The sequence below is a fragment of the Flavisolibacter ginsenosidimutans genome (assembly GCF_007970805.1).
Lineage (GTDB): Bacteria > Bacteroidota > Bacteroidia > Chitinophagales > Chitinophagaceae > Flavisolibacter > Flavisolibacter ginsenosidimutans.
Genome location: NZ_CP042433.1, coordinates 3,851,866 through 3,875,122 on the forward strand (window position 1 = coordinate 3,851,866; position 23,257 = coordinate 3,875,122).

The following is a 23,257-nucleotide window of genomic DNA, read 5'->3' on the forward strand; positions in this document are numbered from 1 at the left end:
TGAGCAGCGTTGCTACCCGTCAAGATAGAACAATTTTTTAATTGAGCGAGAGGGATGTGCCGGTGGCTTTAGCTAAAGAGATACTCCACGTCTTCTTTCGTTAACGCCTTCACGAACGACGTATCATCGGCAATGAGTTCTTTTGCCAGTGCTCTTTTTTTCTCTTGCAATTGCATAATCTTGTCTTCAATGGTGTCTTTGCAAATCATGCGGTAGGCAAAGATATTTTTCGTTTGCCCGATGCGGTGCGTTCTGTCTATTGCTTGTTGCTCCACCGCCGGGTTCCACCACGGGTCAACGATGTACACGTAATCCGCCGCGGTTAAGTTTAAGCCCACGCCGCCGGCTTTCAATGAAATCAAAAACACTCTTGTTTCTTCATCGTTTTGGAAAGCCTGAATCGCTTTTTCCCTGTCAGGCGCCGAGGTGCTGCCGTCGAAGTATTCGTACTTCACGCCAAGCTCCGTAAGCTTTTCCCTAATGAGCGCCAACATGCCGAGGAATTGCGAAAACACAAGCGCCTTGTGGTTGCCAATATTCTCCGTGATCTCTCTTGACAATTCTTCGAGTTTGATGGAATGATTCGGGAGTTTTTCTTCTTCGTTTAAAATGGCCGGCGAGTCGCAAATCTGCCGCAGCTTCATCAAGCCTTGCAGAATTGTCAACTGCGATTTTGAGATGCCTTGCTCTTCGATGGTGCCCATGATCTTCGCACGAAAATCATTGCGGTATGCATCATAAATGCGGCGCTGCTCATCATCCATTTCGCAGAAAAGAACCGTTTCGGTTTTATCGGGAAGGTCTTTCGCTACTTGTTCTTTTGTGCGGCGAAGGATGAAAGGGTACAATACTTTTTTGAGGTGTTCTTTCTGCTCTTGCTCACCAAATTTGTCAATTGGTATCGCAAATTCCTGGCGGAAGAATTCGACAGAACCCAACATGCCGGGGTTTAGAAAATTCATTTGCGCATAAATGTCAAAGGTGTTGTTCTGCAGCGGCGTGCCGCTCATGCAAAGGCGGTTCTTTGCGTTCAGCAATGATGCCGCCTTCGTCACCTTGCTCGTTGGGTTTTTGATGGCTTGCGATTCGTCGAGGATTACGTAATCAAACTTCATCCCCGTAAACAGTTTGATGTCGCTGCGCAGTGTACCGTAAGTGGTAATGATGACGTGATGCTTCAGAAGTTCGTCAATTTGCCGGCTGCGCAAGGAGCCGTGATGAATGTAGTATTCCAGCGAAGGCGTGAACTTTTTTATTTCGTTTTCCCAGTTGTAAATGAGCGTAGTGGGACAAACAACAAGCGCCTTCATCTCGCCGTCGTTGTTCTCGTAGTAATATTGAAGAAAGGAAAGTGCCTGTACCGTTTTACCCAAGCCCATGTCATCGGCCAAAATGCCGCCCCAGGAAACTTCGCGCAGGTAATTGAGCCATTGAAAACCCGCTACCTGGTAAGGACGAAGAATGGGTTGCAAATTTTGGGGTGCCGGAATTTCTTTGATGGCGGCAAACTCTTTGATGCGTTCGTATTTTTCTTCGAGCTGAATGGTGAGTTCTTCCGGGTTGCGTGCTTCGTAGAGTTCATCAATCACGCTTAAATGATAGCGTGAGAGTTTGAGTTTATCTGTTCTTCCTTCGCCTACGCGGAACAGCAGCGAATATTTTTTCAGCCATTCTTCGGGCAAAATGCCCAACGTGCCGTCGTTGAGCTGTACAAACTGCTGCTTGTTGGCCAGAGCTTTTTTTACTTCGGCTACTGATACTTTCTGGTCGCCAAAAAGAATGTCCACCTTCGCGTCAAACCAATCGGTGTGCGACGAAATGTAAATGTGCGTTTGTGGCTTTGCGGTATTGAAGCGGAAGTTTTTCAGCGATTCATAACCATAAACGGGAACCTTTGCTTCCTTCATGGCATCCACAAAAAGAAAGAACCAGTTGTTCTTTAAAACCTCCGCGCCTTTCAATGCGAGTGCCGCCCCATCGTCAAACGAAACAAAGTTGGAGTGAAGAATTTCCAACTTGTGCAGGAAGGCTTTTTCGGCTTCGCGGTTGCGGTGAACCACCACCACTTTGTCGCCATTCGGAATGATTAATTCGCCTTTGTCCGCACCTTTTACGTCAAAGCCCTTGTAAGTATAAACCGGGCTGAAAACAAGGTATTCGCCCTTTTCCTGCAAATACAATTTTGTTTCCGGCTCGCCGTCTTTTACTTCGCCAATCAGGCTGCGGTCAAAGTCAACTCTGTACTCGCGGGTAAGCGGCATTACTTTTTTCAACAGCGTTTGCGGCCAGTCATCTGCTTTTATTTTTTCCGTGCCTTCGGCAGAAAAGCTTTCGGCTATCTCCACGCCTTCTTTGTTCTCCCACAAATAAAGCTGGAAGTTGTAGAGGTAAACCAGTGGCGAAGCGGATTCGTTTTCGTTCAGTGAATGCGGTGCGCTGTCGGCTTTCACGTAACATTCAATGAGGTAATCGTCGCCGTTTTTGCTCACGCTAAAATTTGGCGTGAGGTAGTCGTTGCTTAATTCCACCTTCTGTAGCGAAGCCGTTTTAAAGGCCTTGTCTTTGGGCAGCACAAACACCGGTGCGCCGGCAAATTCAACGAAGAGCTTTTTTATTTTGGGCAAGAGATATTCCGCAATCAGCGTCTTTGTTTCCGCCGGAAGTTCGTCGTCTTCATGCTGAATGATGTTTTCCCAAAAACCGGCAAACGGAGAATTACGGCTCACGTATTTGTTAATCTCCGCATCCTGAAGTTTGCGCACGGTTTGCAGCAGGTTTTTGTCTTCTTCGCTGTATTGTTCGGTTTCTACATAGCGAGACAATTCAAGCTTTTGTACGTTGCCCGCAAAGTTGCCTTCTTCGTCCATCTCGCCTTCAATCAAATCAACACCGAAGAAAGGATAGGCTGCTTTGTGAAAGTTGAACACAAGGCCGAGTTTTTTGGCGATGATGTGTTCTTTTGCTTTGGGTTCTTCTTCGGCCACTTCTATTTTTTCAAATCGCGGCACAGATAAGGGTGCCGGGGTAGCTACCCGTTTAATGTTGCGGTCGAGTACACGCAGGTAAGGTTTGCCGTCTTTATAGCTGAATTCAAACTTGCCTTTAAGATCATCGCTCAACGTGTAACCATAGGCTTCGAGCAGCTTGTTTTTTTCCTTGTCCCAGTTGCGGATGGTTTCAAAATAATGCTGCCCTTTTGTTTGAAGAAGGTGCAGGAACACAATCACTTTCGGCAGGCAAAGCAGGTGCTCTGAATCCTGGTAATCACTGCTCGTATCAAAGTTTCGCTCTTCGTTTCTGCGAATGATGACGGAATACTCTTTATCCTCAAGCTTCACCTTTGCCTTTACCGTTTCCTCTTTTGCGCTTTCAATTACCGGCGAGTGTTCCTGCAACCATTTTTCGGCTTCCGAAACAATCTCGTGGCTTGACAAAAGCTGAACCGTTCGGGATTCGATCGCCTTCATTTTGGCCACGGTATGGCGCTGATCGTAGGCTACGTCGTCTTTCAGCAATTGGCCTTTGTCCATCATCTCCTGCAGGCGAATAAGCGACGCTGCTTCGTGGCGGCAGATGTCGCCCAAATTGTACGGACAGGCGCAGCGCAGCGAAAGCGTTTTGGGGTCTTTATATTGCTGTACGTGAACCTTGTAAAAGGTAGAATAATTATCGTCCTTCACACGAAACACGGCCGAACCGAAAAGGTCGTCGTGTTCTATCAATTCCACAAAGCCGATGGCGTGTATTTTTTTGCCCCGGCGGATAACTTCGTCGGAGCCGTGCGTGTAAACGTATTTCAGAAGATGGGGTAATGCCATAGATTCAGTTGGCCGTTGGTTGTTGATGGTTGATCGAAGCCCCGAAACGGTTAACAAACAACCATCAACGGCCAACTTTTTCTAAACAGGCCAATCGGCAAAAGTAAACGAAACTTTTTCGGAAAACCTGACGATAGCGGCTAATTTTCCCGTTAAAAAAGCGGGACAAACTGCGTTTACCGCTGCAATACCAATTTCCCGTCAAGGTACTCGGGAAGAACGTTGGCAATGTCGGGTGTAAGGCATTGCCGCAGGTCTCTTTCCAAACCATAATTCGCCAGGCGGTGATAATGCGAAGCGTCGTTCTTTTTCAGGAATTCGTACATGTCATCTTTCGCAATGCCATAAAGGTTTTCGGCTATGTGCGAAGCGTCGCAGTTGATACTGAAATGCTCTTTTATTTTCGAAACAACCGCACCGGCAAAAAGCGTGTCTTCTAAATTGGGTTTGTCTTTCCAGGCGGCGCAACCAAGGATCACGTTCTTCTTCATGGCTATCAAATGGTCACACACGGCCGATAAATTCAGGAATGAGCCGGTGATAATTTCCGTGGCGCCTTTGGCCAACGCCATGTGCAAAAGTTTGGTGCCGTTGGTTGTAGTAAGCACCAGAATTTTTCCTTTGATAAAACTCTCAGGATATTCAAACGAGGAATTGCCGTATTGCAAGCCGGGCGCCACTTGTCCGTCGCGTTCGCCGGCGGTAATGCATTCGATTTGGGTGCCGAGTTGAATGCAGCGCTCCACGCTGTCAACAGGAATAATTTCCCTTGCGCCGTTGTACAAAGCCGTTGCAATAGTGGACGTTGCCCGCAGCACGTCAATGACGACAACGATGGTCCTCTTTACATCGTACAAATGCAGCAGTGCGGGAGAAAAGCAGGTATATAAAGTGGGTTTACTCATGGGTTAAATGTGCAAATGTGACGATGTGCAAATGGGAAAATGATTGTAAACGGAAACCTCATTTGCACATTTGTGTACTTGCTGATTTTCAAATTAGGCAAAAGGTATTTTCACCACTTTCGCTTGCAAAAGTTTGTCCCGAACTTTTATAAAAATGGGCGAATCAATAGCCGAATGCTCCATGGCGACGTAACCCATGCCGATGGCCTTGTTTAAGCTTGGCGATTGGGTGCCGGACGTTACAAATCCGATTTGCTTCCCATCCTTGTCGCAGATTTCGTAATGATGGCGCGGAATGCCTTTGTCCACCATTTCAAAACCAACGAGTTTGCGCTTGACGCCTTCGACTTTTTGTTGCTGAAAAATTTCTCTCGACGTAAAAGCTTCTTTGTTCAGCTTCGTTATCCAGCCCAATCCTGCTTCAAGCGGTGAAGTGGTATCATCAATGTCGTTTCCATACAAACAAAAGCCCATTTCCAAACGAAGCGTGTCTCTTGCCGCAAGGCCAATTGGCTTTAAGCCTTGCGGCGCACCAAGTTCAAAAATGGCGTTCCAGATTTTATCCGCGTTGCCGTCTTTGTCTTCAAAATAAATTTCCACACCGCCGGCACCGGTGTAACCCGTGGCGCTTACCAGCACGTTTTTCACGCCGGCAAATTCGCCTTTTACAAACGTGTAGTATTTCAGGTTCATGATGTCCATGTCTGTCAGCGGTTGCAAAATTTTCGTGGCGTTCGGGCCTTGCACGGCCAGAAGACAAGTGTCGTCGGAAATGTTGTGCATCTCCACCTTCTTGTCGTTATGCTGCTGAATCCAATTCCAATCCTTTTCAATGTTGCTTGCATTTACAACAAGCATATAAACCTTGTTCTCTTCAATACAATAAACAAGCAAGTCATCCACAATGCCGCCTTCGTTATTGGGCAGGCAACTGTATTGCGCTTTGCCTGCGGCGAGTTTGGAAGCATCGTTAGAAGTAACGCGTTGAATTAAATCCAAGGCATTTTCCCCTTTCAGAATAAATTCACCCATGTGGCTTACGTCAAACACACCGGCGGCCCGCCGAACGGTGTGATGCTCGTCGTTGATGCCCGTGTAAGAAATGGGCATGTTGTAGCCCGCAAACTCAGCCATCTTTGCGCCGAGTCCAATATGCTTTTGGGTGAACGGTGTATTCTTCATGGCCGCAAATTTAACCGCAGATGTTCGGGATTAAAAAAGGATTGTTGGGATTGTGCGATTGATGTTTTTCTCTTTGACCCATCTTAAAAATTGATTTGCGAAAATTATCCCGGCAATCCTTAAAAAATCCGCGGTTAAAAAAGCCCCCAATTGCTTGAGGGCTTCGAGTTGTTACGGCCGATGCGTAACCAACTTCAACCAGGCTTAAAGTATCGTGGGCACAAACGGTATTGACATCGGAATAGGTGCGTTGCCGACGACCTTTTTCTTCGCAGTCATGGCAAGAGTGTTTTCGCCAAATGGCCGGGCGGTTGTTTCTTCCGTCACGTCGCCTTCGCTGTTGTTTTCTTCCTCTTTTGTATTCCGGCCGTTCATCTGCCGTTCGGTTTTTTTCAACTCACGGTCAATGGAATCCCGTACTCGTTTTTGCTTGTCGCGGATGTAGCGCAAAGAATCCTTGTTTGAAAAGTCGTTGTCGTCTGCATTCGTTGTTTTAGTTTTTAAAGGATTAACTAGGTTACCTTTTTCGTTCATCACGTAATCAACGTTTGCGTCCCAGTCAAAGCTTTCGTCCATGTCCCAATCTTCCCGGTAGCGATTGCGCCAAAAGCGGTTGCGGTAAGATTTGTTGTATTTGCGAACAACCCAGGGGTTGTAGGCCTCCGACACCGATTCGTCAAAGTTTATTTTCTTTCCAACCGGCACTTGTATCTCCACAATCACGCCCTGGCCGCGAAACTTGCTTCCCCGACCAATACCCAAGCCGCTGCCAATGGCCAAAACGCTGTCCCGCGAAACCACCTCAAAGCTTGTTTGGGCGGCCCGTTGCTGTGCGTCGCTTATGCCTGAGCCAGCGCTGTATTTGTGAAGAAGAACGTGGTAAACCGAGTCGTCGCTTTTGACCACGTGCAGCTTCACGTTGTTATAACGCATCGTGTCGTTGCTGATGTCAAAGCCGCGGCTGTCGTCGTCTATCCACCAGGCGCTTCCGCTGTAACGGATTTCCGGCTCGGTTACCCGCACGATTAATTTGTTGTTTGAAGGCTGCGCAATCGCAACATCCATGCTTACTCTTTCGTAAGCCTTCAAGTCGTGGCCAATGCTGATGCCAAAGGCAATGGCGGAAAACAAGCCGATGAGCCAAAGACCGCCAAAAACCCAGCTTAAGTAATGGCTCTTGGAGCGAACCTTCAGCACTCTTCTGATAAGCCAGGTGATAAAGGCAATAACGGGCACGGTGATAAAGAACAAAAGCGTACTCCAGGCCAGCAGTTTTTGCCAGGTGCTGCTCCACAAAAAATTGTTGATGGGCCACCAGGCCACGCCGCCAAAAATGAAAACCATCAGTACCGCAAACAAAGAAAGAGCAATGCATCCGGCCACGAAGATGAAGAAGGCTTTGAACAAAACGCCAATCACATGACCGATGCCTCTGCCTACCGGGCGGGCCGCCTGCCGAACATCGGCGGCAAAGTCGGCGCCTTGCGTACGGGCAAATTCCTGTGCTTTTTCGTTCATGTTTTTTCCAACGTTTTTTACTTCTTCGCCCCAGGATTGCATGCGGTCTTTAATATTGCCCATGCCTTCCTGCACGTTTTGCCGGATGCGGTTCACGTCCACTTTCTCGCCGTGCATTTCCATTTTTTCAAAGGGGCTGCGAGCTACCGGCAACACAATCCAGAGAATGATGTAGGCAATACAAAACGTGCCGGTAAACGAACCAATGAAAAGGTTCGGGAAGATGTCGCGGTGAAAAGCGAAGAACACACCGTTGAGTGTACCGAAGACGATGTTCAAAATCAGCGGTGCGGCAAACACCAGGCGAATGATCCAGGAAGGCTGGTTAAAGTATGCGCCTAACCCACCGGCTACACCTGCAATTACCTTATCATCGGGATTGCGAAAAAACCGCTTGCCTACGTAGCCTTCCAAATCCCGCGATGGAAGAATGATCCAAAGGAGAATGTAAAGTAAAAAGCCAAGGCCAAAACCGCCAAAGGTGATGATGGCAAAAATGAGGCGCACCACGGCCGGATCAACGTTCATGTAATTGGCAAAGCCCGAACAAACACCGCCTAAAATTTTATCGCTGCTGTCGCGGTACAAGCGCCCTTTCGTTCGTTTGTGCGTTGTTTGCGAAGCGGATGTTTGTTGGTAGGAGTGCCCTGAATCCGTGGCATCGTCTTGTTGCTCAAAATCTTCTACCCGGCCCATAGAGGCAATGATGCTCTGCATGTCTTCGTCGCTGATGGCGGCGGCACCCTTGCGCACCTTGTCGTCCATCAGTTCGGCAATGCGGCTTTCAATGTCGTTGATGATTTCGTCGCGGCCTTCTTCTTTGGCAAAATAGCGCCGCAGGCTTTCAATATAACGTTGCAAACTGTCGTAGGCAGAGTCCTCAATCGGGATCACCCGGCCCGCTAAGTTTATGTTGATGATCTTTTTCATTGTGTGGTTGGTTGAAGTTGTGTCAGGAATTTGGTTGTCCGTTTTTGGTGAGGGCATTTACTGCATTGGAAAGTTCGACCCATGTTTGTTCAAGTTCTTTATAAAAAGCCTCGCCCTTTTCCGTCAGCGAAAAGTATTTGCGGGGCGGCCCGGAGTTGCTTTCTTCCCAGCGATAGGTCAGCATTTCGGCATTTTTCAAGCGGGTCAGCAGCGGATAAAGCGTGCCTTCGAGGATGTTCATGTTGGCCGCCCGCATTTCCTCCACAATGTCGCTGGGGTAGGCCTCGCCCCGGCGAATGATGGAGAGAATGCAGAACTCCAGAATCCCCTTTTTCATCTGGCTCTGTGTATTTTCGATGTTCATGGCTTCTCTCTTTTTGGCTTCGCCTCCAATCCCGCTCTTTGCGGGATTGGTAGGGTTGGCCGGTATATGTTGAATTGTTGACAACACAAAAATATGGCTTTAGTTGGTACTATGCAACATATAGTACCAAGTTTTTTTTAGTAATGGACGAGACAAGGGATTGCGATAAAACCTTACTGACTGTTTTTCATAGCTTTATGTAAAGCGGGAGGGATACAAAGATTTTTAACCGGCAGCATTGTTTGATGAATGGAAATAAAAAAGCCTCCAAAAGGAGGCTTCTGTGGAGGTATAGAATCAAATTTTAGTCTGAAACGGAAGACTATTTTTTCAATCCAATTTCTCTCAGCCGTTCGTCAAGGTACTCGCCTGCCGTCGCGTCTTCGTAAGCTTTTGGATGCTGTTCGTCAACCGTGCTTTCCAACGAAGCCAGGCTCATGTCGCTTTTCGGATGAAGGAAGAACGGAATGGAAAAGCGTGACGTACCCCACAATTCCCGCGGCGGATTTACCACGCGGTGTGTGGTTGAGCGAAGTTTGTTATTCGTCAATCGCTGGAGCATGTCGCCTACGTTTACCACAATTTGTTCAGGTAATGACGTCACGCCAACCCACTCGCCCTGCTTGGTGAGAATTTGCAAGCCGTCTGCCGAAGCGCCAACCAGCAGCGTAATCAGGTTAATGTCTTCGTGCTGCTCGGCGCGAATGGAAGATTTTGGCTCGCCTTTGATGGGCGGGTAGTGAATGGCACGCAGAATGGAATTGCCGTTGTGCACCCACTCGTCAAAATAATGTTCGTCAAGACTGAGATAAAGCGCAATGGCCTGTAAAAGCGCCGTGCCGCTTTTTTCAAAATTGCGGTAGGCCTTGTAAAGTGTTGGCGTAAACTGCGGCACCTCGTCAACTACCACGTTGTCGGGATAATCTTCGGTTTTCTCGCCGTCTTCCACCGTTTGTCCGTATTGAAAAAATTCTTTCAGGTCCGGTGCATCAAAGCCTTTGGCGTGTTCGCGGCCAAAGGACGTATAGCCTCTTTGTCCGGCCAGTTCTTTTTTCTCGTAATCAAGTTTTACATCATCGGGCAAGGCAAAAAACTGTTGTACGTATTTATACAAATCGGCAATGAGTTCGTCGGGAATGCCGTGATTTTTAACCGCTACAAATCCTACGTCTTCATAAGCCTTTCCCAAGGCCTGTACGAAATTTTGTTTACGGATTTCATCGCCGCTTAAAAAGTCGGCTAAGTCAACAACGGGAATGTTCATAATAGCAATTTTAATTTGGTAAATGGACACCAAATTTACAATGCCGGCTGCATTTGCACTAGAGAATTTAAAGGAAGACGGCCCACCGAAAAAGAAATGACATGTGGCTTCAATGAATGACCTTGCCTCTTTGCTTCGACAACAAATAAGCCCTTTCGTTTGCCGAAACGTCAACGATGCCGTAACGCAACACCCTGTTTATTGTCATTTCATCCAACGCATTTATAACGTCCTGATAAGAAGCCGAAGGCAAAGGCTTAAGAACAACCATCAGTTCGTCTTTCCGGTTGATGGCTTGCAGGGCTTTTGTTTTTGCCGAATGAATTTTCCAAGCTCCGACTTCACATCGTAATCCGTTTGCAGCAGCCGGTTTTGCGCAAGAGCTTTTTGAAAGTCGCCTTCGTAAACAATTATCTTCTCTTTGTCGAGGATAGCGGTTAGCAATGTTTTTTCATAAACATTTGCAACGCCTCCAGGATCGGCTTTGGGCATGTTAAGTTTTGTAATTGTTGGTTGTGTGATTGACGTAGTGAAGATGAAAAAGGTAATGAGCAAAAAGCCCAGGTCCACCATCGGCGTCATGTCAATTTTTACCGTGTGAAGGCCTGCTTTGGACTTGCTAAGCGGTTGCGGAATGATCGTTGCCATGCAATTGATTTTTGTTGAGATGAAAAGCCATGGCAATTCCATAAAGACGCAATGATTGTTCTGTGGAGAAAAACATTTTCACCAAATCGTTTGTCGTGGCCTGTCCAAAATCACTTTTTCGTTTTAAATAGTTTTCATCTTTGCCGCATGAAAACGATTCTTGTTCTCACCGATTTCTCTCCCGCAGCCGAACACGCGACGGCTTACGCGGCGCAATTGGCCAAGGTTGTTCAAGCCTCTGTGCGGTTGCTGCACGTTTATCAACTGCCCGTTGCCATGAGCGATATGCCGGTGCTGATGGTATCGGCAGAAGACCTTAAAAAAAGCGCCGACGCCGGTTTGCGGCGGGCAAAAGAAGCGGCGGAGCGCTTGCATCCCGAAACGGTTTTTGAAATGGAAAGCCGCCTGGGTGATGTAGTGGAAGAAGCGGAAGACGTCAGCAAACAAAAGGACGTATTTGCTTTGGTAGCGGGCACGAAAAGCATGAGCGGGGTTGAACGTTTTTTGTTTGGCAGCACGGCGCAGGCGCTGGTAAAAAAATGTTCTCATCCGGTTATTGTTGTTCCTGAAAATGCAGAGCTAAACGCGCCGAAGAATATTGCTCTCGCCGTTGATTTCGTTAATCCCGGTGAAGTTCCCGCGGCGAAAATTTTAGCTGCAATACAAGCCTTGCGGGCAAGCCTTCAGGTTGTGCACGTTGAAACAGAAAACGAACAAGCAGGCGACCCGTCTTCTTTGTTGAACGCACTGCATCTGGCACCATCTGCTTACCGCATTTTAAAAGAAGAAAACGTAGCGCAGGGCCTTAAACATTTTGCAGAGCTGAACAAGATCGATCTTGTTACCGTATTGCCACACAAACACAATTTACTGGAGCGATTGTTTTTTAAAGGATACACAAACGAGATTTTGCACGAACTGTCTGTGCCGGTAATGACCTTGCACGGAAGCAGTGAATGATCAGGAATAAAGAATCTTTTTGTAAACAAAGCGGCCTTCATTCGAAGGCCGCTTTGTTTGTTTACTGAACGTCCATCAATTGTATTAAAACTCTGCGTTCTTTGGCGTACGCGGAAAAGGAATCACGTCGCGAATGTTGCCCATGCCGGTTACAAATTGTACCATGCGTTCGAAGCCCAAACCAAAGCCGGCGTGTGGCACCGTACCAAAGCGGCGTGTGTCGAGATACCACCAAAGTTCCTCCGCGGGAACGTGCATTTCTTTCATGCGTTCAACCAATTTGTCGTAGCGTTCTTCGCGTTGTGAGCCGCCCACAATTTCACCAATGCCCGGCGCTAAAATATCCATGGCGGCCACGGTTTTGCCGTCTTCATTTTGCCGCATGTAAAAGGCCTTGATTTCTTTTGGATAATCCGTTACAATCACCGGCTTTTTAAAATGTTTCTCCACCAAATAGCGTTCGTGTTCGCTTTGCATATCAATGCCCCACTTCACGTCGTACTGAAACTTTTTCTTTTTGTAGTGGTTTGATTGAAGAAGGATATCAATGGCTTCGGTGTACGTAATGCGTTCAAATTTGTTCTCAACAACAAACTGCAGTTTTTGAATCAAATCCAGTTCGCTTCGTTCGGTTTGGGGCTTCCCTTTTTCTTCGTCCAACAAACGCTGGCGCAAAAATTCCAAATCATCCCCGTTGTTTTCCATTGCGTAGCGAATGATGTATTGAATGAATTCTTCGGCAAGAGCCGCGTTGTCTTCCAAGTCGTAAAAAGCTGCCTCGGGTTCAATCATCCAGAACTCCGCAAGATGTCTTGCTGTGTTGGAATTTTCTGCGCGAAACGTTGGCCCAAATGTATAAATCTGTCCAAGTGCTGTTGCACCCAATTCGCCTTCCAATTGCCCGCTTACGGTGAGGTTGGTGGCGCGGCCAAAAAAGTCTTCGCTGAAATCAACGCTGCCGTCTTCTTTGCGCGGCGGGTTGTCAAAAGGCAAAGTGCTTACGCGAAACATTTCGCCGGCGCCTTCCGCATCGCTTGCCGTAACAATGGGCGTGTGCAGATAGAAGAAGCCTTTATCGTTAAAGAATTTGTGTACCGCAAAAGCCAGCGAGTGCCGCACACGAAACACCGAACTAAATGTGTTGGTGCGAAAACGCAGGTGCGCTTTTTCGCGCAAAAACTCAAGGCTGTGTTTTTTGGGTTGAAGCGGGTAAGTTTCCGCATCGCTGTCGCCGAGAATTTCAACCTCTTCTGCTTTTACTTCCACGCTTTGCCCTTTGCCTAATGATTCAACCAAAATGCCGGTCACTTTCAGCGAAGCCGATGTAGTGATGCGTTTTAAAAAAGCATCGTCGTATTTGCCAAGTTCAATTACCACTTGCAGGTTGTTGTTGGTAGAGCCATCGTTCAGCGCTACAAACTGGTTGTTGCGAAACGTGCGCACCCACCCCATCACAGTCACTTGTTGTCCTTGCGCGGCCGTAGCTAAAAGCTCTTTTATCTTGATTCGTTTGTTGAACATATGCGGTTTTAAGAGCGGCAAAGATAACGGAGTGCAGAGGACGGATGATAGATGGCGGATGACGGGATTGGTCGTTGTTCGTTAGCCGTTGGCCGGCAAGGTTACAAACAACAACCAAGGATTAATAAACAATGACCAACCATGAGCGCTGTCATTCGCCATCTACCATCTTTGATCTTTTAACCTTTTGCCTTAAAAAAATTTTCTCTTTTCATGCATTTCAACGTAAACTTGCAGCGGAAACAATTGAGAGTACCTACCCTTATCACTCACGACACCGGTTTTTTTCTCAGGTTCCACCCAAAACAAATCAATCAAAAAAAATCCAACCGCCGTCGGTTTTGACCAGCTCCTCTTAAATAAGATTTTCTATGTACGACATTTTGCAGTTGAACGACATGCTCCTGCCCGAATTGCAGGACGTTGCAGATGAATTAAAAATTGAGAACGCCAAAAAATTAAGCAAACAAGACCTCGTTTATAAAATACTGGACAAGCAAGCCGTGGTGGGCGGTCCCTCAAAGGGAAATGCGATGACCAGCGAACGTCCCAAACGCAAACGCATTATTAAAGCCACCACGTCCAACACCACCGAAGAAGCCGTGGTAGAAGACACGTCGGTTCCGGCCATTGAAGCCGCCGCCGAAGAACCAAAAAAACACACGGCGCACAAAAAAACCGCGGCGGCTGCGCCCAGGAAAGAAGCGCCGCAAAAGCGCGGCCGCAAAAAGCCCGAAGAAGAACCGGCAACAGAACCCAATCTCTTCACAAACGAACGGGCCGCAGAAGAAACAGAACAAACAACTGAAGCGGAACAACAAGCCGATGAGACGACTTCATCGCCTGACGTGAATATTGAAATCCCGGAAAGAGGTTCACAGATAACAAAGTTTTTTCCACAACGCCGCGAACAACAACAACAGCAACAATCGTTCAACATCGAATTCGACGGCATCATCATGGCCGAAGGTGTGCTGGAAATGATGCCCGACGGTTACGGCTTCCTTCGCTCTTCCGATTACAACTATCTTTCTTCACCCGATGATATTTACGTATCGCCTTCGCAAATCAAATTGTTTGGTTTGAAAACCGGCGACACGGTTTTTGGTTCGGTTCGTCCGCCAAAAGAAGGCGAGAAATATTTTGCCTTGCTGAAGGTGGACCAGATCAACGGCAAGAGTCCTGAAGAGGTTCGCGACCGCGTGCCCTTCGATTACCTAACGCCGCTGTTTCCTTACGAAAAGCTCAACTTGTTTGATGAGCCGAACAATTATTCTACCCGCATCATGGACTTGTTTACGCCCATCGGTAAAGGCCAGCGCGGACTGATTGTGGCGCAACCGAAAACGGGTAAAACAATGCTCTTAAAAGCCGTGGCTAACGCCATCGCCAAAAACCACCCCGAATGTTATTTGATGGTGGTGCTGGTGGACGAACGTCCCGAGGAAGTAACCGACATGGAACGCAGTGTGAAGGCCGAGGTAATTGCTTCCACCTTTGACGAACCTGCGGAAAAACACGTAAAGGTTTCAACCGTGGCTTTGCAAAAAGCAAAGCGTTTGGTGGAATGCGGTCACGATGTTGTGATTCTGCTTGATTCTATCACTCGTTTGGCCCGTGCGCACAACACCGTAGCACCGGCATCGGGCAAAGTATTGTCGGGCGGTGTAGAAGCCAACGCCATGCAAAAGCCCAAGCAATTCTTTGGCGCGGCCCGTAAAATAGAACACGGCGGTTCGCTCACCATCATTGCTACGGCGCTGGTTGATACCGGTTCGAAAATGGACGAAGTAATTTTTGAAGAATTCAAAGGAACGGGCAACATGGAATTGCAGCTTGACCGCCGCTTGGCCAACAAGCGTATCTTCCCCGCTATTGATATTGTAGCGTCCTCTACACGCCGCGATGATTTGTTGTTGGAAAGAGATGTGCTGCAACGCATGAACCTGCTTCGCGTTTACCTGAACGATATGAATACCGAAGAAGCCATGAGCGAACTGCTCAAGCGCATGAGAGGAACCAAAAGCAACGAAGAGTTCCTTGCTTCAATGAACGGATAATTTCAACAGGAAATTTGCAATAAGCAATTGGCAAGAGGGCCGCTTTTAAAGCGACCCTCTTGTTTTTTCATCTACTTCAGTGCTTATTGCAAATTGCGTATTGCCGGTTGCCCGTTGCTCCGCTGGTCTCATTTTTGTAATCAAAAGCTGAAACAAATTCTACAGATTATGAAACGGAGATTTCTCAGCTTTGGTGCAGCAGCCGTAATTCTTGGGCTGGCTGCTTGCAACAATTCAGGAACGACGGCAAGCACCACCGATTCGAGCAGTTCTACAACCAATACCACGGTTAGTTCTGGAACCACAACGGCAACCAGCAGTGGCAATTACGCAGCCATGGCCGATACAGTGGAAACTAACGCCACAAAAGGTTATTACCTGAACCCTAAAACTGGTAAGCCTTATAAAAGTCTGAAGGTTGACCGCTCTACCGGTATGATTACCGATGAAACCGGCGAACCCGTATGGCGCTATGTGGACAACCGCAATTGGTGGGTTTATGGCGACAACGACATGAATGACTCGGTGGAGAACTGGGGACAAATTGGCGAGGCCAAAATGGATAACGATAAACTCACGTACAAAGGCAATGATGACAAGTGGACCGATTACGATACCCGTTATAAAAAAGAAGACGAAGACCTGGTTAAACGGTGGAAAGTATCGGACCACGGCATGAAGACAAAAATGACAACTGAAGACGGTGACAAGATGAAGGTGAAGACAGACGAGGAGGGCAACACAAAAATTAAAATGAACGGCGAGAAAATGAAAGTGGACTCAAACGGCAACGTTAAACATTAAGCCTTCTAAAATGAATGCGAAAGCTTCCTTCGGGAAGCTTTTTTATTTTGGAATACATTTGTTTGCATGAGGCGGATACAAGCGAAAGAATTTTTACAAGAGAGCAGAATAGCGTTGTTGCTGGATGTGCGTTCGCCCGCCGAATACAATCATGCGCACATTCCCGGCGCCGTTAGCTTTCCGCTTTTTACCGACGAAGAAAGAAAAGTTGTGGGCACAACCTACAAGCGGGTGAGCCGCGAAGCCGCCATCAAAACCGGCCTTGATTATTTCGGCCCGAAGATGCGCGGCATGGTGGAAAGCGTAGAGCAATTGATCGTTGAGCGTTGGCCGCAGGCCGCTGCAAAAACGAACAACGAACAACAGTCAACGAAAGTCTATGTGTACTGCTGGCGCGGCGGCATGCGCAGCGGCGCAGTAGCGTGGTTGCTGAATTTGTACGGCTTCAACGTAACTGTTTTAGCGGGAGGCTATAAAGCCTTTCGCAACCTCGTGCTGAAGTCATTTGAACAGCCTTATGCTTTAAAAGTTTTGGGCGGTTATACCGGTTCGGGAAAAACAGAATTGTTGCATCAATTAAAAGAGCAAGGCGAAAGCGTTGTTGATCTCGAAGGCCTTGCTTCGCACAAAGGTTCAGCCTTTGGCAACATCAACATGCCGCCGCAACCAACGCAGGAAATGTTTGAGAATTTATTGAGTTGCGAGCTGCAAGATCTAAGCTGCAAGCAAAGCGGGAAGGAAAGGGCTGATGAACCTGAAGACATAACGCCAAACTTTATCTGGCTTGAAGACGAAAGCCAGCGTATCGGCTCGGTGAATATTCCTCATGCGCTGTGGCAAACCATGCGGCAATCGCCGCTTTATTTTGTGGACGTTCCGTTTGAAGAAAGACTAAAACACATCGTAGAAGAATACAGCCAATGCGACAAAGAAAAATTAGCAGCGGCCATCGAGCGAATTAAAAAACGCCTGGGCGGATTAGAAGCAAAGACCGCAGCGCAGCTTTTGGAGGAAGGAAAGATTGAAGATTGTTTTGCCATTTTGCTGCGCTATTACGACAAGCAATACAGCAAAGGCTTGCACGGACGTGAAAACCTTCCATCACTGCTAACCAAAATCGAATGCGAAACCGTTTCGGTAGAAAACACCACCAATTTATTAAGACCACAACAAACCGTATGACAACAGAAGAACAAATCAGGCTCACGCAATTTTCAAAAGGCGGCGGCTGCGGCTGCAAAATCGCACCGTCGGTGCTGCAGGAAATTTTAAAAACAGAAAACAAAAGTTCTTTTCCGCAATTGTTGGTAGGCAACGAAAGCAGCGACGACGCCGCGGTTTATCAATTGGACGAGAACACGGCCATCGTTTCCACCACCGATTTTTTTATGCCCATTGTAGATGACGCGTTTGCCTTCGGGCAAATTGCTTCGGCCAACGCCATCAGCGATGTTTATGCGATGGGCGGAAAGCCCCTGATGGCAATTGCAATTTTGGGTTGGCCTGCGGGCAAAATTTCTCCCGGCGTAGCGCAAAAAGTTTTGGACGGCGGACGAAGCATTTGCGCCGAAGCGGGCATTCCGTTGGCCGGTGGCCACACCATTGATTCGCTGGAACCCATTTTCGGTTTGGCCGTAACGGGTGCGGTGCATCCAGCACACGTTAAAAAGAACAACGGTGCGCAGGAAGGCGATTTACTTTTTCTCACCAAGCCGCTCGGCGTTGGCGTATTGTCAACCGCTGTAAAAAAAGGTGTGTTGACAGATGAACATTATGCTGTTTTGCTGAAGCAATTAACGACGTTGAACAAAGCCGGTGAAGCGTTGGGCAAGCTCCAAAGCGTTCGCGCCATGACAGATGTTACGGGCTTTGGTTTATTGGGACACATAATTGAAATGGCCGAAGGCAGCGGTGTAAGTGTTGAACTGAATTATTCGACGGTGCAAAAGATTGAAGGATTGGATGAATATTTAAAACAAGGAATAGGTCCCGGCGCCACGGCCCGCAACTGGAACAGCTACGGCCACAAAGTGCAATTTGAAAATGGCATCAATACCGAAGAAGCATTGAAACTCTTGCCCGACCCGCAAACCAACGGCGGCTTGCTGATTGCGTCGAACGATATTGATGAATTGAGAGAAGTTTTTTTGTTAAATGGCTTGACTGATTTTCTGACACCAATTGGCCGTTGCATTCCACAAAAAGAAAAAGCTGTGTATGTGAGGCGTGAAAAGTGAAACGCCAGATGTGAAACCGAAGAAACTTTTAAGCTGTAGTTCACTCCTGTCTCACGTCTGCCGTCTCACGTTTCACCTCCCTACACCACCACCAGTTCGTAAAACTTTTCCGGCTGTAAATATTTGTTTGCGAGGGCTTGCAGTTCTTCTGCGGAAACGGTTTTGATTGTTTCAATTTGTTTGTAAAAAAAGTTTTCGTCAAGGCCGTTCAGCACAAGATTTTTCCAACGGTTGATGATGTGAAAGGGTCCGTCCAAATCGCCAAGAATAGAACCGATCATGTAATTGCGAACGAGCAGCAATTCTTCGTCGTCCACAACCTCGTTGCGCAAGTCTTCCATCTCTTTGTACACTTCGGTTATCGTTGCTTCGCACACGTCTCGCCCGGCTTCGGTACTGATCACCCACGCACTTTGCTCAATGTGGTTTTCGAGATAGCTGTAAATGCCGTAAGTATAGCCCTTGTCCTCGCGAATGTTGCTCATTAAACGCGAACCAAAGAAGCCGCCAAACACACTGTTCAGCACCTGCACTTTTAAAAAATCGGGGTGGTGACGATTGGGAAAAGGAGAGCCCATGCGCACCGCGCCTTGCACGCCTTGCGGATCGTTTGTTACGCGGTATTTCCTTTCGGTTGCAGGCTGTGATGCAATGCCGGCAAGCGTTAATCCTTTCAGGGGCAAATCGCCGAAATTCTTTTCAAGCAGTTCAAACAAATTTTGCGGCAGCTTGCCTGCGGCAAACAGCACCAGCTTTCCATCCTGATAAAAGTGTTTGTAAAAACTGCTGATTTCTTCGCGGTTCAGGGCATCAAAATCTTCAAAGCGGCTGTAACGGCCGTAAGGATGTTCTTCGCCGTAGAGGTAAGTATCAATCAAGCGGCCGGCAACAAAATCACACTTCTTTAAATTCACCCGAAGTCGTTGTTGCATGTTTTGTTTGTAGGTCGCCAGTTCGTCTTCGGGAAAAATGGAATCGGTAATCATCTCCCGCACTACCGGAAGCAACACCTCTAAATGTTTGCTCAGGCAATGCAGCGTAATGGTAGCGGTTTCGTTGTAGCAACTGCGGTTGAGGTAAGAACCGTAATACTCAAAGTGTTCGTTCAGTTGAAAAGCCGTCTTTGACGAAGTGCCGTTCTTCAACAAGTAATTGGTGGTTGCGGCTAACAGGTTTTTGCTTTCAAACCAATTGCCGGCGTAAAAAACCCATTCTATCTGCAGCACGTCTTCGGCGCCGGCGTTTACGGCATATACTTGCGTACCGTTGGTAAGCGTGACCTTTTCAGCGGGCTTTAGTTTTACGTCAAATTCAACGGCATCTTTTATGCGGGGCGGTGTTTTGCGATCAATTGTTTCTGTCATTTTCTAAATCCGATTTCTTGTTTTTGCGGAAGATAAGTCTCTTCGCCAATGTTGTAAATCTCGGCCAGCGAAACGGGCTGCGTAAACGTATTTTCAATTTTAATCTTGCTTGCCAAACGGTTGGCCACATTGGGTTGCAAAGGCTTGAACTCATACATGCCGAGGAGCCTTCCTTTGCGCAACAGCGCCGCATCCAGTTCGGTGTGCATCATGTTGAAGGTGCAAATAACGGGAATGTGCAAACACTGTCCCAGCAAACCATCGGAAAGATTGAGCAAATTGGAGATGGCGCTGCTGTCGCTGCCGGTGCGCCGGCTAATGACGTTGTCGGCGTCTTCCAAAACCAAAATGCTTTCTTCCTGGTCCATTAAAAAATTAATCAGCTCCGGCGATGAAATGTGCGAGGCCATGTACGGCGGAAAATAAATCATGCGCTTGGTAAGCCGGCTGGCCAGGTAGCGGATGTACGTTGTCTTGCCCGTACCGGGTTTGCCGTGCAACAAAACCAGCCCGTGGCTTTTGGGCTTTTGCAGCTTTTCAATTACGCGTTCGCTGAAGGTGTAGAAGTCCTTGTTGTAATGGTCTTCAATGTCAACGGCATCGCCGATGTGTTTAAATTCTTTCAAATGAAAGTGGCCGTGAAGCGTGGTGATGAAACTAAATGTGCCTTTGTGGTCTTCTTCTTTTTCTTTCACAAGCGTTTGCAAAAGCTGTTCTGTTTTTTGCAGCGTAGCACCGTCGGCTGAAGAAAGATAATACAGCGTGGCGGCCATGCTTTCGTAATCGTTGCGGTAGCGTATCCAGATGTCTTGCCGCAGGAACCACACGCGGTGCTTTTGCTTGTAGCGGCTTTCTTTTTTGATGAATTCCTGCTCGGTGTAATCGTCTTTCCAGCGTTGCGGAAAGGAGGCGTTCAGTTCTTTTTCCAACGCGGCATACTCCACGCGGAAGAAGGCTTTTTTATTAGGTGCCGTTCCGTTGAGGTGAAAAAAATAAGCCGCCACTTTGATGTCGTCATCGGTGTCGTACACGCTGGAAAGGTGGCTGCTTAAATCGTCTTCGTCGTCGTCCTGAAAAAACATGGGTGCTGGCCGTTAGGGCTTCCAATTTACGAATTAATTTCCGGCGCGGTAGTACAGCGTACTGCTGTTCTCTTCCCTGAAAATCTCCTTGCTAATGGCCTGGATTTCGTCCACCGTTACGGTGTTGTATCTGTCTAGTTCCGTGTTCATTAAAGCGGCATCACCCAGCAGTTCATAGTAAGCCAAACTGTTGGCGCGGTTCATCACGCTCATGTCTTCAAAAGCGATGGTGCTTTCGGTTTTGTTTTTTACTTTTTGCAGTTCGTCGCCTGAAATTTTTTCGGCTTTCAATTTTGACAGTTCTTCTTCCACGGCCGCCTCCGCGTCTGCCATCTTCACGCCTTTTACCAACTTGCCTTCAATGGTCAGCAAACCCGCATCGGTTGTGCCGAAATGATAACACTCGATATTGCTGAACAATTTTTTTTCTTTTACCAACGCCTGGTACAACCTTGACGAACCGCCGCCGCCCAAAATTTCGGTAATCAAATCCGACACGTAATAGCGATGATCGAGGCGGCCGTAAATGTGCCAGGTTTTGTAAAAAGCATCCAGCGGCACAGGTGCGTGAACTTCTAAACGCTTGGCTACCTTTTGCTCCGGTTCTGCGGGCAATTGCCGGTTGTATTTTTCTCCGCTCTCAATGGACCCAAACCATTTCTCGGCAAGTGCTTTCACCTGTTCGGTCGTTACATTTCCGGCGGCCACTAAAATGGCGTTCACCGGGCGGTAATGTTTAAAGAAGAAATCCTTTACGTCTTGCAGCCCGGCGTTTTCAATGTGCGAAAGCTCTTTGCCGATGGTCATCCATTTATAAGGATGCACGTCGTAAGCGAGGTTGCGCAGCTTGAGCCACGCATCGCCGTAAGGTTTGTTGAGGTAATGTTCTTTAAATTCTTCCATCACCACCTTGCGTTGCACGTCCAAACTGTTCTCGCTAAAGCCCAGCGACAACATGCGATCACTTTCGAGCCAGAAGGCCGTCTCCAGATTTTCTGCGGGAAGCTGTATATAATAATTGGTCAAATCGTTTGTGGTGTAAGCGTTGTTTTCGCCACCGGCCATTTGCAAAGGCTCGTCGTAAACGGGAATGTTGATAGAACCGCCGAACATCAGGTGTTCAAACAGGTGCGCAAAGCCCGTGCGGTTGGGGTCTTCGTCTTTTGCTCCTACGTCGTACAGCACATTCACCACCGCCATCGGCGTTGATGTATCCCGGTGCACCAAAACCCGTAAACCGTTCGCTAACGTAAACCGTTCAAATTGTACCACTGCTTGTTTTTTGTTGGAAGGCAAATGTAGGACGAGGAACGAAGACAGAGGTCAGAAGACAGAAATGCACCCTCTGTCTTCTGCTTCTATTTGTTCTTCAAAATATTCTTCACCTTAAACGTTACTTGTATTAATTCGCCGGCCCTTTGTACAATCACCTTTACTTTGTCGCCAGTGCTTTGCAGGGCTGCTTTGTACTGCGCCATGCTCTGCGAAAAATTAGTGTTCACCGCTACTACCACATCGCCTTCGAGCAGGCCGGCGGCTTCGGCTGGCGAACCCCTTGCCACATCGCCAACGATGATGCGGCCGTTGATGTAATACAATTCCACACCTGAATAAGCATAGTCGAAATTGTCGTTATAATGACTGTTGGGCAGAAGATAAAATTCGCGTCGTTCGTAATTAATAACGACGTTGAAGCGCCGCAGGAGATCGTTGCCGATCAAGCCACCGAGATGCGGGTAAGAAAGCACGTTGTTGGCATCCTCAAAAATATTTACCGGCACGTTGCGGAATTTATAAGGCCCCAGCTTTACTTCTTTGATGGTGGTAAGGTACATGTCCACCTTTCCGCCCAAGCCTTCGGCTTCTTTTACAAACAATTTGCGGTTGGGCCGCAGCAGGGCGCTGTCGCTAATAAAATCGCGGGTAAAAAGCAAGTTTAATCCCGCACCCATGTCAATCAGGAATCGCGGCTCAACAAGCCGTTCGTCTTTCACCTTTGCCGTTTGCACAGGCAGTGTGGTAATTACGGGATTTAGCATGTAGCCGCCACGCGGGTACTTCAGTTGTCCCCGCGACCAAAACTCAATCGTGCTGCTGTCGTAATCGAGCTTGAGAATGTAGCGGCTGAACACCGAATAACCAATGATGCCGTCGATCGGCTCGCCGTACACCGAGGTAAGAATGGAATAATCGTTTACGTGAAAATTCAGGCTGTCAATGGTAAGGCCGGGCAGGTGCAGGTTGCGGTTATTTAGGAAGGAAACGGCCTTTACGCCGGCAATGCCTTTGATGGTGCGCCCGGAGGCAATGGGCTTAAGACGGAAATAATCAACCGTGGACGAATCGAGCGAAATGCCCCCGCTGCCCGTGTCTAAAATAAAACTTAAGGTATCGGGAAAAGTATCAAAGCGGGCTTTCAAAAGAATCACGCCGCCGGTGAGTTGTATAAAATTAAACTTGGTGAGAAGCCTCGCAGGTTCACGAACTTCCTTCTGCGCCAAAGAAGCGTGCACGATTGCGAACAACGGTATTAGCAAAAACAATCTTCTCACCTTCGCTTCTTGAAATGATTAGACAACAATCGTTTGAAATAGGCTGCT

The 23,257-nt window shown here is 47.7% G+C and carries 18 protein-coding genes; 5 read left to right on the forward strand and 13 right to left on the reverse strand.

Translation table 11 applies throughout. The annotated features are described in order from the left end of the window. Positions 1-68: 68 nt before the first annotated feature. The 8 genes from FSB75_RS16350 to FSB75_RS16380 form a co-directional block, all read right to left on the reverse strand. Positions 69-3,818, reverse strand: coding sequence for a DEAD/DEAH box helicase (locus FSB75_RS16350; protein WP_146789682.1), 3,750 nt, complete (start codon positions 3,816-3,818; stop codon positions 69-71). A 176-nt stretch (positions 3,819-3,994) separates the two neighbouring features. Continuing rightward, on the reverse strand, positions 3,995-4,723 hold the full coding sequence (locus FSB75_RS16355) for a 2-phosphosulfolactate phosphatase (RefSeq protein ID WP_146789684.1): 729 nt from the start codon (positions 4,721-4,723) through the stop codon (positions 3,995-3,997). A gap of 93 nt (positions 4,724-4,816) precedes the next feature. Then, the gene (gene gcvT, locus FSB75_RS16360; protein WP_146789686.1) at positions 4,817-5,905 is read right to left on the reverse strand and encodes a glycine cleavage system aminomethyltransferase GcvT; all 1,089 of its coding nucleotides are present in this window, start codon (positions 5,903-5,905) and stop codon (positions 4,817-4,819) included. A gap of 204 nt (positions 5,906-6,109) precedes the next feature. Continuing rightward, complete coding sequence (locus FSB75_RS16365; protein WP_172623188.1) at positions 6,110-8,353, reverse strand: PspC domain-containing protein; 2,244 nt, start codon at positions 8,351-8,353, stop codon at positions 6,110-6,112. A 22-nt stretch (positions 8,354-8,375) separates the two neighbouring features. Beyond that, on the reverse strand, positions 8,376-8,717 hold the full coding sequence (locus tag FSB75_RS16370) for a PadR family transcriptional regulator (protein ID WP_146789690.1): 342 nt from the start codon (positions 8,715-8,717) through the stop codon (positions 8,376-8,378). A 322-nt stretch (positions 8,718-9,039) separates the two neighbouring features. Next, entirely contained in the window at positions 9,040-9,981 is a 942-nt protein-coding gene (locus FSB75_RS16375) for an isopenicillin N synthase family dioxygenase (RefSeq protein ID WP_146789692.1), read from the reverse strand. Between the two features lie 109 nt (positions 9,982-10,090). Further along, positions 10,091-10,252, reverse strand: a complete 162-nt coding sequence (locus FSB75_RS21850; protein ID WP_172623189.1) for a hypothetical protein — start codon at positions 10,250-10,252, stop codon at positions 10,091-10,093. After that, positions 10,252-10,629 carry an ExbD/TolR family protein gene (locus FSB75_RS16380; RefSeq protein ID WP_146789695.1) on the reverse strand — a complete coding sequence of 126 codons (378 nt, stop codon included), beginning with the start codon at positions 10,627-10,629 and terminating at the stop codon, positions 10,252-10,254. Before FSB75_RS16380 ends, FSB75_RS21850 begins: the two co-directional genes overlap by 1 nt. A gap of 147 nt (positions 10,630-10,776) precedes the next feature. Here FSB75_RS16380 and FSB75_RS16385 point away from each other — a divergent pair, with 147 nt between their 5' ends. Then, positions 10,777-11,589, forward strand: coding sequence for a universal stress protein (locus FSB75_RS16385; protein ID WP_172623190.1), 813 nt, complete (start codon positions 10,777-10,779; stop codon positions 11,587-11,589). An 84-nt stretch (positions 11,590-11,673) separates the two neighbouring features. Here FSB75_RS16385 and asnS read toward each other — a convergent pair whose 3' ends face one another. Then, positions 11,674-13,110 carry an asparagine--tRNA ligase gene (asnS, locus tag FSB75_RS16390; protein WP_146789699.1) on the reverse strand — a complete coding sequence of 479 codons (1,437 nt, stop codon included), beginning with the start codon at positions 13,108-13,110 and terminating at the stop codon, positions 11,674-11,676. A 371-nt stretch (positions 13,111-13,481) separates the two neighbouring features. Between asnS and rho the strand changes: the two genes are divergently transcribed. The 4 genes from rho (at position 13,482) to selD (ending at position 18,211) form a co-directional block, all read left to right on the forward strand. Beyond that, positions 13,482-15,170: a transcription termination factor Rho gene (gene rho, locus FSB75_RS16395; RefSeq protein ID WP_146789701.1), complete on the forward strand. Its 1,689-nt coding sequence runs from the start codon at positions 13,482-13,484 to the stop codon at positions 15,168-15,170. 168 nt (positions 15,171-15,338) lie between these two features. Further along, a complete protein-coding gene (locus FSB75_RS16400) occupies positions 15,339-15,974 on the forward strand; it encodes a hypothetical protein (RefSeq protein ID WP_146789703.1) in 636 nt (211 codons plus the stop codon). A gap of 66 nt (positions 15,975-16,040) precedes the next feature. After that, the gene (gene mnmH, locus FSB75_RS16405) at positions 16,041-17,156 is read left to right on the forward strand and encodes a tRNA 2-selenouridine(34) synthase MnmH (protein WP_146789705.1); all 1,116 of its coding nucleotides are present in this window, start codon (positions 16,041-16,043) and stop codon (positions 17,154-17,156) included. Further along, positions 17,153-18,211, forward strand: coding sequence for a selenide, water dikinase SelD (selD, locus tag FSB75_RS16410; protein WP_146789707.1), 1,059 nt, complete (start codon positions 17,153-17,155; stop codon positions 18,209-18,211). The genes mnmH and selD overlap by 4 nt, the downstream gene beginning before the upstream one ends. A gap of 80 nt (positions 18,212-18,291) precedes the next feature. Here the strand turns inward: selD and FSB75_RS16415 are convergent, their stop codons facing one another. The 4 genes from FSB75_RS16415 to FSB75_RS16430 all read right to left on the reverse strand — a co-directional run bounded on the left by FSB75_RS16415 (position 18,292) and on the right by FSB75_RS16430 (position 23,158). Then, complete coding sequence (locus FSB75_RS16415) at positions 18,292-19,575, reverse strand: M16 family metallopeptidase (RefSeq protein ID WP_146789709.1); 1,284 nt, start codon at positions 19,573-19,575, stop codon at positions 18,292-18,294. Next, on the reverse strand, positions 19,572-20,657 hold the full coding sequence (locus FSB75_RS16420) for an AAA family ATPase (protein WP_146789711.1): 1,086 nt from the start codon (positions 20,655-20,657) through the stop codon (positions 19,572-19,574). Before FSB75_RS16420 ends, FSB75_RS16415 begins: the two co-directional genes overlap by 4 nt. 33 nt (positions 20,658-20,690) lie before the next feature. After that, positions 20,691-21,929 carry a M16 family metallopeptidase gene (locus FSB75_RS16425; RefSeq protein WP_146789713.1) on the reverse strand — a complete coding sequence of 413 codons (1,239 nt, stop codon included), beginning with the start codon at positions 21,927-21,929 and terminating at the stop codon, positions 20,691-20,693. An 86-nt stretch (positions 21,930-22,015) separates the two neighbouring features. After that, entirely contained in the window at positions 22,016-23,158 is a 1,143-nt protein-coding gene (locus tag FSB75_RS16430; protein ID WP_227990610.1) for an aspartyl protease family protein, read from the reverse strand. Positions 23,159-23,257: the final 99 nt, after the last annotated feature.